The 11,189-nt window shown below is 33.5% G+C and carries 12 protein-coding genes; 4 read left to right on the plus strand and 8 right to left on the minus strand.

What is annotated here, in order from left to right:
* Window positions 1–170: 170 nt before the first annotated feature.
* The 3 genes from lgt to WOCAOBSORBRA_RS03940 form a co-directional block, all read right to left on the minus strand.
* Complete coding sequence (gene lgt, locus WOCAOBSORBRA_RS03930; RefSeq protein ID WP_174515973.1) at window positions 171–962, minus strand: prolipoprotein diacylglyceryl transferase; 792 nt, start codon at window positions 960–962, stop codon at window positions 171–173.
* 6 nt (window positions 963–968) lie between these two features.
* Window positions 969–1,418 carry an SsrA-binding protein SmpB gene (gene smpB, locus WOCAOBSORBRA_RS03935; RefSeq protein WP_007548863.1) on the minus strand — a complete coding sequence of 150 codons (450 nt, stop codon included), beginning with the start codon at window positions 1,416–1,418 and terminating at the stop codon, window positions 969–971.
* A gap of 120 nt (window positions 1,419–1,538) precedes the next feature.
* On the minus strand, window positions 1,539–3,584 hold the full coding sequence (locus tag WOCAOBSORBRA_RS03940) for an ankyrin repeat domain-containing protein (RefSeq protein ID WP_174515974.1): 2,046 nt from the start codon (window positions 3,582–3,584) through the stop codon (window positions 1,539–1,541).
* Between the two features lie 68 nt (window positions 3,585–3,652).
* On the opposite strand from WOCAOBSORBRA_RS03940, the gene WOCAOBSORBRA_RS03945 reads away from it, so the two are divergent.
* Complete coding sequence (locus WOCAOBSORBRA_RS03945; protein ID WP_174515975.1) at window positions 3,653–4,183, plus strand: Na+/H+ antiporter subunit E; 531 nt, start codon at window positions 3,653–3,655, stop codon at window positions 4,181–4,183.
* Here WOCAOBSORBRA_RS03945 and WOCAOBSORBRA_RS03950 read toward each other — a convergent pair.
* The gene (locus tag WOCAOBSORBRA_RS03950; RefSeq protein WP_174515976.1) at window positions 4,176–4,592 is read right to left on the minus strand and encodes a hypothetical protein; all 417 of its coding nucleotides are present in this window, start codon (window positions 4,590–4,592) and stop codon (window positions 4,176–4,178) included. The genes WOCAOBSORBRA_RS03945 and WOCAOBSORBRA_RS03950 overlap by 8 nt on opposite strands.
* 304 nt (window positions 4,593–4,896) lie before the next feature.
* Here WOCAOBSORBRA_RS03950 and purN point away from each other — a divergent pair, with 304 nt between their 5' ends.
* Window positions 4,897–5,457: a phosphoribosylglycinamide formyltransferase gene (gene purN, locus WOCAOBSORBRA_RS03955; RefSeq protein ID WP_174515977.1), complete on the plus strand. Its 561-nt coding sequence runs from the start codon at window positions 4,897–4,899 to the stop codon at window positions 5,455–5,457.
* Window positions 5,458–5,466: 9 nt separating this feature from the next.
* On the opposite strand, the gene WOCAOBSORBRA_RS03960 is transcribed toward purN, so the two are convergent.
* From WOCAOBSORBRA_RS03960 to ribF, 4 genes are read right to left on the minus strand one after another with little or no spacing between them, the layout of a single operon-like run.
* Window positions 5,467–6,786, minus strand: a complete 1,320-nt coding sequence (locus tag WOCAOBSORBRA_RS03960; protein ID WP_174515978.1) for a M16 family metallopeptidase — start codon at window positions 6,784–6,786, stop codon at window positions 5,467–5,469.
* On the minus strand, window positions 6,773–8,113 hold the full coding sequence (locus WOCAOBSORBRA_RS03965) for a M16 family metallopeptidase (RefSeq protein WP_010082492.1): 1,341 nt from the start codon (window positions 8,111–8,113) through the stop codon (window positions 6,773–6,775). Before WOCAOBSORBRA_RS03965 ends, WOCAOBSORBRA_RS03960 begins: the two co-directional genes overlap by 14 nt.
* 29 nt (window positions 8,114–8,142) lie before the next feature.
* Window positions 8,143–8,619, minus strand: a complete 477-nt coding sequence (gene lspA / locus WOCAOBSORBRA_RS03970) for a signal peptidase II (protein ID WP_006279329.1) — start codon at window positions 8,617–8,619, stop codon at window positions 8,143–8,145.
* Entirely contained in the window at window positions 8,616–9,548 is a 933-nt protein-coding gene (gene ribF / locus WOCAOBSORBRA_RS03975) for a riboflavin biosynthesis protein RibF (protein WP_010082493.1), read from the minus strand. The genes lspA and ribF overlap by 4 nt, the downstream gene beginning before the upstream one ends.
* Window positions 9,549–9,616: 68 nt before the next feature.
* On the opposite strand from ribF, the gene grxC reads away from it, so the two are divergent.
* Together grxC and WOCAOBSORBRA_RS03985 are read left to right on the plus strand one after the other, a co-directional pair.
* Window positions 9,617–9,955, plus strand: a complete 339-nt coding sequence (grxC, locus tag WOCAOBSORBRA_RS03980) for a glutaredoxin 3 (protein WP_007550037.1) — start codon at window positions 9,617–9,619, stop codon at window positions 9,953–9,955.
* A gap of 115 nt (window positions 9,956–10,070) precedes the next feature.
* Window positions 10,071–10,943, plus strand: coding sequence for a hypothetical protein (locus tag WOCAOBSORBRA_RS03985; protein ID WP_007550039.1), 873 nt, complete (start codon window positions 10,071–10,073; stop codon window positions 10,941–10,943).
* Window positions 10,944–11,189 lie beyond the last annotated feature (246 nt).

Genomic DNA, 11,189 nt, shown 5'->3' on the forward strand with positions numbered 1-11,189 from the left:
ATACCAGAATAATAAGCTACTGATATTCTCCACCTTTTTTATCTTTAATCCATCATAGCTAGCGATGCAACAAAGCCCACCGATTCATTCTACTGCAACGCAGAAAATTCGTACAATTGTGCATAATGTGGGGCTTCTGGCTACATTTTTCTATTGAACTCACCTTTTCTCTATGTGACAGATTTCGTATTAAATTTTAAATTTAATGCGCCTAGATATACAAGCATTCCTAGCAAAACCATAGGTATAGAAAGCAACTGCCCCATAGTTAAATCAAGCCACAAATAGCCAATTTGATAGTCTGGTTCGCGAAAAAACTCAACGAAAAAACGTGCTATTCCATGCCACATAACTGCAATACCAGTTAACGCACCGTGATACAGTCTTATTCTAGTTAAGAAAAACAGTGAATTTGCAACTGCAAAAAGTAGCAGTCCTTCAAAAAGTGCCTCATAAAGCTGGCTTGGATGATGCAGCAAATTATCACCACTCTCTGGAAATACCATACCCCATGGCATAGTTGTAACTCTGCCAAATAACTCTCCGTTTATAAAATTGCCTATGCGACCTAAAAATAAACCTATGGGAACTCCGCAAGAAACTAGGTCCAGTGCATAAAATATAGGAATGTTATGTCTTCTGCAGGAGATTATTACTGCAAGCAAAACTCCTATAGCACCGCCATGAAATGACATCCCTCCTTCCCAGGTCTTCAATATCTCGATAGGGTTGCTTATATAAAGAACTGGATCATATATCAATACGTAGCCAAGTCTACCTCCAAGGATAATACCTACAATAGTGGCTGTTAATAACGAATCGTAAAAATTCTTAGTAAATATTTTTTGGTCATCTAGCCTATGTAAATACCAATATGCAAACACTATACCCAAAACGTAGGCTAAGGAATACCAATATATAGAAACAGGACCGATGCTGAAAATTACTGGATTTAAAGACATATTTTGCTATAAATTATTTTTAGACAATCTACTTTTTTCACGATCCCACTCTCTCTGTTTTATGGTTGCTCTCTTATCGTAGAGTTTTTTTCCTTTTACAATGGCAATTTTAGTTTTTGCAAATCCTTTATCGTTAAAATAGACCGAAAGCGGCACAACAGTTATCCCAGCAGTCTTGATTTGACCAATTAGTTTATTTATCTCCTTTTTATGCAAGAGTAATTTACGTTCCCTTTTTGGTTTATGATTTTTTCGGTTCGCAGCTTTATATTCTGCAATATGCATATTGTGCAGCCATACTTCGCTATTCTTTTCAACAACGTAGGCGTCGGAAATATTTACTTTTCTTTCTCTTAGCGATTTAACTTCACTGCTTAATAAGACCATACCCGCTTCAAATTCTTCTAAGATGAAATATTCAAACCTTGCTTTCCTATTTTCTGCAATAACTTCCATATTTAAAGATATCTTTAAGCTTCAATATATTACAGAGTTTTTGACTTAATTCATAATAAAACAGTTATCCCAATAAATATAAGGTGCCAGGCTAGTCTGATAGCAACAGGATAACAAAAATCAAGTAAGTACTTCTTTTGCCTTTCCAGATACAAGTTCCTGCTTTACTCCTTTCATTTCAGTTTTAGGCTTTGACATTATATATTGACCAGCACCAACTATGAGCGCAGATCCTGCAGCTAGTCCAATTATTGCTGGTACAGATAGGGCAGTAGCAAATGCAAGTGCAACACCAACTATCACTGCAGTTACAAAACACACAATAACACCTTTTACAATTGCATTTTTTGCAGATTGTTCTTTTTCTTTCACAATTGCATTTTTTCCAACCTGTTTTTCTTCCTTTTTCTCTGGAAGCTGCATTACATCTTTATTTTCAGTAAGATCCTTTGGCGTTTTTTTATTCTCATTTTTTAACGTTTGCTTTTTTTCCGCTTCCTCTAAAAGCTGAATTATACCTTGATCTTTAGTGAGGTCTCTTGGCGTTTTTCCATCAACATCTTTTAATGAAGGGTCTGCTCCAGCTTCTAGCAGAACTTTTACTATACCTTCGTGGCCATTTTTAGCAGCAAGATGTAAAGGAGTACGTCTATCACCATTTTTTGCCTTAACCTTTGCTCCTTTTGCGATTAGAGTTTTTACTATATCTTCGTGGCCATTTTCAGCAGCAACATGCAAAGGAGTCCATCTCTCAGCATCCTTTATATTAACATCTGCTTTCTCAACTAGAATTTTTACTACCTCTATGTGGTTATTTTCAGCAGCAAGATGTAAAGCAGTACATCTATCATCATTTTCTGCATTAACCTTTGCTCCTTTTTTGATTAGAATGTCTACTACATCTTTATGGCCCTTTTTGGCAGCAAGATGTAAAGGAGTCTTGTCCTTAATACCTTTTGCATTAACATCTGCTTTCTCAACTAGAATTTTTACTACCTCTATGCGGTTCTCTTTAGCAGCAATATGTAAAGGAGTATATCTTTTATTATTTTGTGCATTAACCTTTGCTCCTTTTTTGATTAGAATGTCTACTACATCTTTATGGCCCTCTCTGGCTGCAAGATGTAAAGGAGTCTCGTCCATAATACCTTCTGCATTAACATTTGCTCCTTTTGCAATGAGAGTTTTTACTACATCTTCGCAGCCCTCTCTGGCAGCAAGATGTAAAGGAGTACATCCATCATCATCTTTTGCATTAACGTTTACTCCTTTATTTAATAGGTTTTTCACCTCCTCCTCATTATTATGTTTAACAGCTGAATGCAAAGCTTTGATGTTCTCTTGTGCCTTTAATAGAGCTCCTTTTACCACTTCATGGCCTTTTTGAGAAGCAAATGTTAAAGGAGTCCATTTATAATGATCTTTCGCATTAACATCTGCTCCTTTTTCAATTAGAGTTTCTACTATATCTTCGCGGCCATTTGCAGCAGCAAGATGTAAAGAAGTCCACCCATCACTATTTTTTGCATCAACGTTGATTCCTTCTGCTTTTGATAGAACTTGTACTATCTCTTTGTGGCCATTTGTAATAGCAAGATGTAAAGGAGCCCATCCTTTATCATTTTCTGCATTAACATTTGCTCCTTTTCCAATTAGAGTGTTTACTACATTTTCGTGGTTCTTTTCAACAGCAAAATGTAAAGAAGTCCATCCATCACCATTTTTTGCATCAACAATTGCTCCTTTTCCAGTTAGAATGGTTACTACATCTTCGTGGCCATAGTGAGCAGCAATATGTAAAGGAGTAATTTTATTATCATGTTCTGCATTAATATCTGCTCCGTTTTCAATCAGAGCTTTTGCTACATTTGCACAGTTCCAATAAGAAGCAAGATGTAACAATTTGACTTCCTTAGAATTTTGACCACGAGATATAGTAAATATGTAATTTATGCCAGATCCACTATCATTGTCAGGTTTACTCTTTTCCCACTCTTGACATAAATCTGGATCTTCTTCTTGTAACTTAGCTTTTATTTTTTCAACTATATTGTCCTTGCTCAAATCTGAAAGGTCATTTATTTTTTTTAATATTTCCATAAATTTATCATATTCCATAACTTCCTCACTTAAAATACATAACTTAGTTGTTATATCTTTTAACATAGAAGTCAAGAACCTAAATATTCGTTATTATCTTTCCTTAAAGAGTCATTTTAGTTATATTACAGACTATGAAAAACCTCAACTTTAGGAAGGAAATCAAGTTTTTTTCTCTGTCATTTATAATTTTATTTGTTCTATGGACTGTATTGTCTGGTTATTTTGAGCCGTTTTTTATTTTTTGTGGAGTGTTTTCCTGTATATTCACATCGTTTATCTTTAGAAGGTTGATAAACGCTGAAAGAGCTCTTAGCCAGATTTTAAATAGTACGAGTAGACTGTCGTTTTATAAGTTAGTAAGTTATATACCGTGGTTAATGTACCAAATCATTTTATCAAGTGTTTATGTAACAAAAAAGGTGCTACAACTCAAATCTAAGCTTGAACCGATCATTATCCTAAGAAAATGCAAAGGGCATAATGACGAAAGCATTGCGTTATTTGCCAATTCAGTCACAATCACTCCCGGAACTTTAACTATCAATGTTGAAAGCAAGCAAAAAACGTATTTGTCTACCATATGCTTGATAGATAAAAACCTTGAAAGCGGCATTTCTGAAATAGAAAACAAAATCTTAAAAATACTACGTTCAGTTAAGTAATTGCTTTAAATAAGTTAACAGCATCCTTATATTCCCTTACAAGACTTTCAAGCATTTCTTTTGGAAGGCTATTATTAACAATAGAACATAAATAATTATATAAATCTTCTAACCTTAATATGTTATTTCTCTTCTTGCTGTTAAATTTATACGGAAAAATACCTTCCATAACTTCAATAGTAGTAGCTTTGTTTAAAAATACATTTTCATTTGTCACGCTTATTCTTGCTAAAACAGTGTTAATTTCAGGTTCGTCACTCGTATAAAAATCTGATAGCTGAGTTATTCTAATAACGTACAAAGTTACTATTTTTGACAAGCAATTATCAGCATATTCACAATTTTTTATTACCTCCCACTGAGTAACCTGAGATTTACCTATTTTTGCATTGTTCGGTAATTTACTCATTGAACTTTCTCCATTTAATCCAGTGTAATAAATTATACTAATACTTTGTTAAATAAATAATAACGCGATTACAAAAATATATACTTATAGTAGTATATTATACAAAAATAGCACAATATCTAAGCATTAAAGCTAGTTTTAGCTGGGTACATGGGGCTATTCGTTATTTTGTGTTGTCCAGTGAGGTCCAAAATTAGAGGTCCACTTATATAAAGAGTTTAGTCTGCCTTCTTTGCTATAAAATAAGTTTTCCTTTTGAGCTGTTTTGTTAGTATTAACTAAATTCTAAACTAACTGTGCTATAATGAAAAAGATAAAACTCGGAATACTAATTTCAGGTAGGGGGTCGAATATGCAGGCCTTAATAGAAGCATGTCAAGATCAGAATTTTCCCGCAGAAGTTGCATGTGTTATCACAAATAATAGCGAAGCTGCTGGTCTGAAAACAGCAGAGCAAGCAGGAATCCCAGCGTTTATTGTTAAAGATAAACCACTTGATGCTGATAAAATTCACAAAATACTTGTTCAACAGAAGGTTGATTTAATTTGCCTTGCAGGGTTTATGAGAATTCTCAAAGCTGATTTTCTGAGTAAATGGCATAACAAGGTGATAAATATTCATCCCTCTTTACTTCCGTCTTTTAAAGGCCTAAACGCTCAAGAGCAAGCTCTAAAAGCAGGTGTAAAAATTACAGGTTGTACTGTACATTATGTCACTCCTGAAGTTGATGCTGGAGCCATAATTGCTCAAGTTGTTGTACCAGTGTTACCAGCTGATGATATTCAAAGCCTCTCAGAACGCATTCTAGCTGAGGAGCATAAGTGTTATGTAGAAGCAGTAAGGTCAATAGCAGAAGATATATGACTGTAATAATTATTGACCTTGAGCGTTTTTTCCAACTTCAACAAAAAATAAATTTTCAGGTTCCAGTAAAGAACTTGCCAGTTCGTTTACATCCTCTAATTTAACATCATTAATGATATTCGCATAATTATTTAGACGATTAATATCGCGATTACGTACCTGCATACTAGCCAAGAACACTGCTGTGTTTGCGTTATTAGATAGGGAAAAGATAAAATTATTTACCATACTAATTTTTGTATCTTTAAATAATTGTTCATCAATTCCTTCCTTTTTTATCCTGCTCAATGTATCTCTTATTGCAGATATGGATTGACTGGCAGTAGAGCTATCAGTACTTAAACCTCCGGCTATAATATTTGCATGCGTATAACTAGCCATAGAGGCACTAATACCATAAGTAATTCCAAAATTTTGCCTTAGCTCTTTCATCAGCACTGAATTCAGCCCCATACCACCAAGCGCATTAACCAAAACTTGAGCATTATAGTAGTCTGGATCTTCATAAGCTATACCTTTTTGAGCAAAAAGTATCACACTTTGTGGTATATCCATAAAAATGTTCTTACTTTCTGCAGAACCAAAATCATTTTTCACAGGTATTTTTCTAACTTTTGATCTTTTTGACGGCAATTTAGATAAATATTTATCTAATAGCGTAATAATTTCTTCTTTTTTTGTACAACCAGCAACACTGATAACTATGTTATCTTTAGCAAAATTACGCTTTATGTATGTTAAAACATCGTCTCTAGTAATGCTCATTATAGTATCAAGAGTACCGTACACACTTTTTGAGTAAGGATGTTTTTTAAACAATAACGTATCTAATTCTTTTCCAGCAACAAAATAAGGATTTTTTTCAAGATTATTAAAATCAACTTTGGCTTTCTCGAAAACTCTATTCAACCCTTCAGAGTCAACTTTAGGACGTATTATAGCATCGCTAAGTAGTGAAATACTTTCTTCTAAATTTTCAGACAAAGTTTCTAATGACACTCCGAAACTTTCTAAATCGGGGTAAAAAAGTAAATTTATTCCTTTGATCTTCAGTTTTTTTGCAAAATCCTTAGCGTCATTTTCTCCTGCCCCTTCTTGGATTACAAGAGAAGTAAACCAAGCAAGCCCCTGTTTTTCTGCACTCTCATACACATAACCTGCATCTTTAAATGATATATTCAGTGAAACTTTTGGCAAATCATGATTTTCTACAAATAAAAACTTAAATCCTTTACGGGTAGTGACCTCCTCTATATTTAGGTTACCACTTGCTTGTAAATTAAAGCCTAGACAGAAAAAAAATAGAAATATAATTTTACTTATTCTCATTATTATCTCCTTTTGGTAATAAACGACCAATTAACTTATTAGCAGAAAAAATAGCACGGATTTTATTATTTACATCCTCTAGATTGACATCATTAATCTTGCTATATGAAATATCTATTTCATCAAGTGGAATACCAAGTGCAAGGTGTGGCACATAGAACATCGCTATATGAGTTAAGTCAGATAGATTATCAAACTGTGCTGCCTTATACCTATATTTTGAGCTTTGTAATTCCTCGCTCGTCACCCCTTTAGATACGAAGCCATTAATAGCATTATCTAACTCTCTTTCAACAATATCTAAATTAGCGCCACTTTTTGGAATTATCATAATATCAATGTAGCCATCACTAAAAGCTAGGCTATTATAATAAGCAAACACTGATACTGCCACATCTTTATCTAAAACCAAATCTTTATACAGTTTGCTGGATTTGCCGCCACCTAAAATGTCAACCGCTAAATGAGCAGCAGAGGCTTCATTTATGTGATCAAATAAGGGAACACGATAACGAAAATATAAAACTGATTCTTTTACTTCAGTGCTCTCTAAGGTCACCGATAGACCTGCATTATGCACTGGATCCTGATTTGGGTAATTTCTCATTACAGGCTTAGCTTTAATTTCGCCATATTTTTCTTCTGCTAATTTCACTACTTCATCAAGTTCCACATCACCCACAATCAGTAATATTGCATTGCCGGAGTGATAATAGTTATCATGAAACCTCGTTATGTCATCCAAATTGTAAGTTTTGATATCGCTCTCCCAGCCGATAACAGACCTACCATAGCCAGTACGGTAAAATGCACTATCCATTTCTTCCCATAACAAGTTATGAGGTTGGTTATCAAATCTCATCTTTCTTTCTTCTAATACGATGTTTTTTTCTCTATCTATTTTGTCTTGAGTAACATTAAAGCTGCCCATTCTATCTGCTTCAACTTCCATTGCAAGTGGTAAATCTTTTTTGGGGATCAACTCAAAATAACAGGTATATTCTTTAGTGGTAAATGCGTTAAATTGAGCCCCAATGCTACTCATAGTGGCTTCTATATCTGTGAACTTCCCTGTAGTTTCAAACATTAAATGTTCAAAGTAGTGAGCCAATCCTGCTTTGCCGATTGGATCATCCATTCCCCCAACTTTGTATATTACTGCATGTAAAACGGCTGGAATCCGATGATTAGAAACAACATAAACATCTAGTCCGTTACTGAGTTTAGTATATTTTATGTTGTGCTCTATGTTTAAAGCATTCGAAGAAATTGGGTAAGTAAAAAAAAGTACAGGTAGTATAAGAAAACTAAAAAACTTATGAAGCATTATTTCGACCTAATATAAAAACAATTATTTTATTCCTCATTTTGTTTAGAAATAAGCATATCGTATATATACCACTTATATAACAATGTAAACATTCCACAAACTATAGATAAATCTGCTAAATTAAAGGCTGGCCAATACCAATCATCAATATGAAAATATATGAAATCATATACAGCTCCCCAATAGATCCTATCAACTACGTTTCCGATTGCTCCACCAATCATCAGAGAAAAACCAAGGTAAGTTGACTGATCGTCAGACTTATATATCAAATATGCAAGTATACCAATTATTAGTATTGAAAATGCTGAAAAAAAGAAACCGCCATGTGGTAAAGCGCTACACATTCCAAAACTAATACCTGAATTCCAAACTTCAACTAGTTTTATAAAACTAGCGATCTCAATTGATTCTCCTTCATCAATCAATGAGTTTATGTACAATTTGCTCGTTTGGTCAATCAATACTATAATTAATATAACAACTAAGCATAACTTTTTCATAAATTTGCCTTTAACCTATAAACTTTAAGTATATCATAATTTATCTGTTTTGTTAACTCCTCAATACTATGGAATTTTTTTTCTGACCTTATGAATTTTAAAAGTTGTATATTGACTTTATGACTATATACGTCTTCATCAAAATCGAATATGTGCATTTCTATTATAGGCTTTTTCAGATCCTTAAAAGTAGGTCTCATACCAATATTGACTACTCCATATAACCAATTTGGATTACTATCAGGAAAAGTCACTCTAGCGTAATATGTGCCAAACTTAGGTTTTATCATGCAATCTTCTATAGGAATATTTATGGTTGGAAATCCTATTTCTCTACCTCTACATGCACCTTTTGTCACAACACCAGAAACTTGATAAGGCCTGCCGAGCAATTTATTAGCAATTTCTATTTCGCCCCTTTGTACATACTCCCTTATTGAAGAAGAAGAGCAAATTTTGCCGTCAATTGTTAATGGCTCTAATTTAGTCAAAGAGTATCCATATATTTCAGAATATTTCTCTAGAGTTAATATATTACCCAATCGTTTATGACCAAAAGTGCAATTTTCTCCGACAATTATGTGTTTAGCGCCATATTTATCTATTAAAATCTCACTGATAAAGTCATCGCAGCTAACCTCAGAAAAACCTCTATTAAAATTAATAATATATAAGTAATCTATACCATAGCTGCTGATTAGTTCCTTTTTTTGTTCTTGGTCTATTAACCTAAAATTGTTTCTACCAAATAAAACAGTTGATGGGTGAGGCTCAAAAGTTAAAACTGCAGAGGGTAATCCTCTTTCTTGTGCTACCTTCTTTAGAGTAGAAATTGCAAACTCGTGTCCTAAATGAATGCCATCGAAATTTCCGAAGGTTAGTGCTATATTATTTTCTATTCCTTGCTCACAATTATAAATAATTTTCATACAATTTGATGTTTTTACATGTTTCTTATATATAATAACTATATTTTAGTAAGCTACGGAGATAAATTGTGAAAAATGTTGTGATATATGTAAAGAAGGGCTGTCCATACTGCATAAGGGCAAAGGATTTACTAGATAAAAAAGGTGTGAAGTATGAAGAAATTGATGTGCTCAAAAACTCAGATCTATTTAACGACATAAAATCAAAGTATAACGTTAGAACAGTTCCACAGATTTTTATCAACGATAAGCACATTGGGGGGTGTGACAAATTGATGGATCTTGAAAAAGAAGGAAAGTTGGATGATATGCTAAATAATAATGACAATCACACTGATGTCACAACCTACACAAACAGCAATGATGAATGTGGAGAGTGTGTTATACCACATGATGATTTTATGTAACTTTTTATCTTGTTTTGTCGTGTAATACGTAAATGAAAACTAGTATGCTCACTTTAAACAATTCTTAATGAATTAAAAATACAATTCATTCAGTGAGTTTTTTTAGTGGGAAAAAATGACAAAAAATATTTCAATTATTAGCAGAAACTTAATTAGTATCGAATTAGTTAACAAACAAGATTTAGAGAATTTCATCAAGATTTTCACAGTGCTTGATAAACATATAGCAGCTAAAACACTTTTTACAGAAGAAGTGAGAATAGAGTATAAACAACACAACGGCATAGAAGTTGTTGAATTGCTAAAAGATACAGACTTTACATATCATGAGGTTGAAAATGTATTGAACCACCTGAGTAAACATGGAATGAAGGTGCCCAGCAGTGTTATAGCACACACCCTTTTTGCTGCATACAATCATGCACTTGAATTTAAGGATGTAGCATTTTCCTTTTCTGAAGGCTCTCCACAATTTAACATCAGAGTGAGTAAGAACACCTTCATAATAACTCCTATGAGTGAGGAGAATTTGGAATTGAATTCACAAAGTAGCAAGAAATTAATAGAGTCGTTACAGAGCGAAAAAAATATTTATGATTGTATAGTAGAAGAAAATACCATTAAAGTTATAGTGCATTCTGAAATACATCAAGCTATAAATTTGATTATAAAGTCACTGATAAAGTCTCGCCTTTTAGCAAAAGAGGAAGAAGGAAAATTCAAAGAGAAATTGAGACAACTTGCTTTTAAGGATCAAGCTTTTGTTGAGTATTCCAGTATCAAAACCATCAGTAGGTATCCACATAATCATCCTCTGAGAAAGCATGAAAGTGTTACTAAGGATATAGAAAATATTTTATGTGATTTCATAGCAAATGAGAATAGCGAGTTCGCTATAGAGCGGTTAAATAGGCTGAGCTCAGCAGTTTCTCCGGATACTCCAAGAATCATCACTAAAACTATAGATAAACTTGTTAAGTTTCACTAAGATATACGAGAGCCAATAGATTTCTTGTATTACCTTTTGTCATCCAAGTAGCCAAGGCTACTTGGTTCTTTTTTTGGGTTCCAGCTATGTACATAGCTGTATGAACATTGTAGCCGTTATTCAAGTAGCCCGCAGAAGCGAAAAACTTACTTGACAAACTCCGCCAACTCCCTTATCATGAAACTGAAGCTATTTATTTATCTTCTCTGTACAGATTAAATGACAAAAAAACTCACGTATCTGGCG

The sequence above is a fragment of the Wolbachia endosymbiont of Cardiocondyla obscurior genome, assembly GCF_902713635.1.
GTDB lineage: Bacteria > Pseudomonadota > Alphaproteobacteria > Rickettsiales > Anaplasmataceae > Wolbachia > Wolbachia pipientis.

Excerpts from the sequence above, each read along its gene's own strand:
- lspA (WP_006279329.1), bottom strand. The coding sequence starts at position 8,619 with ATGAAAAAGTTATGCTTAGTTGTTATATTAATTATAGTATTGATTGAC.
- WOCAOBSORBRA_RS03945 (WP_174515975.1), top strand. The coding sequence starts at position 3,653 with ATGAAAAACCTCAACTTTAGGAAGGAAATCAAGTTTTTTTCTCTGTCA.
- WOCAOBSORBRA_RS03985 (WP_007550039.1), top strand. The coding sequence starts at position 10,071 with ATGACAAAAAATATTTCAATTATTAGCAGAAACTTAATTAGTATCGAA.
- WOCAOBSORBRA_RS03960 (WP_174515978.1), bottom strand. The coding sequence starts at position 6,786 with ATGAGAATAAGTAAAATTATATTTCTATTTTTTTTCTGTCTAGGCTTT.
- purN (WP_174515977.1), top strand. The coding sequence starts at position 4,897 with ATGAAAAAGATAAAACTCGGAATACTAATTTCAGGTAGGGGGTCGAAT.
- WOCAOBSORBRA_RS03950 (WP_174515976.1), bottom strand. The coding sequence starts at position 4,592 with ATGAGTAAATTACCGAACAATGCAAAAATAGGTAAATCTCAGGTTACT.
- WOCAOBSORBRA_RS03940 (WP_174515974.1), bottom strand. The coding sequence starts at position 3,584 with ATGTTAAAAGATATAACAACTAAGTTATGTATTTTAAGTGAGGAAGTT.
- lgt (WP_174515973.1), bottom strand. The coding sequence starts at position 962 with ATGTCTTTAAATCCAGTAATTTTCAGCATCGGTCCTGTTTCTATATAT.
- smpB (WP_007548863.1), bottom strand. The coding sequence starts at position 1,418 with ATGGAAGTTATTGCAGAAAATAGGAAAGCAAGGTTTGAATATTTCATC.
- WOCAOBSORBRA_RS03965 (WP_010082492.1), bottom strand. The coding sequence starts at position 8,113 with ATGCTTCATAAGTTTTTTAGTTTTCTTATACTACCTGTACTTTTTTTT.
- ribF (WP_010082493.1), bottom strand. The coding sequence starts at position 9,548 with ATGAAAATTATTTATAATTGTGAGCAAGGAATAGAAAATAATATAGCA.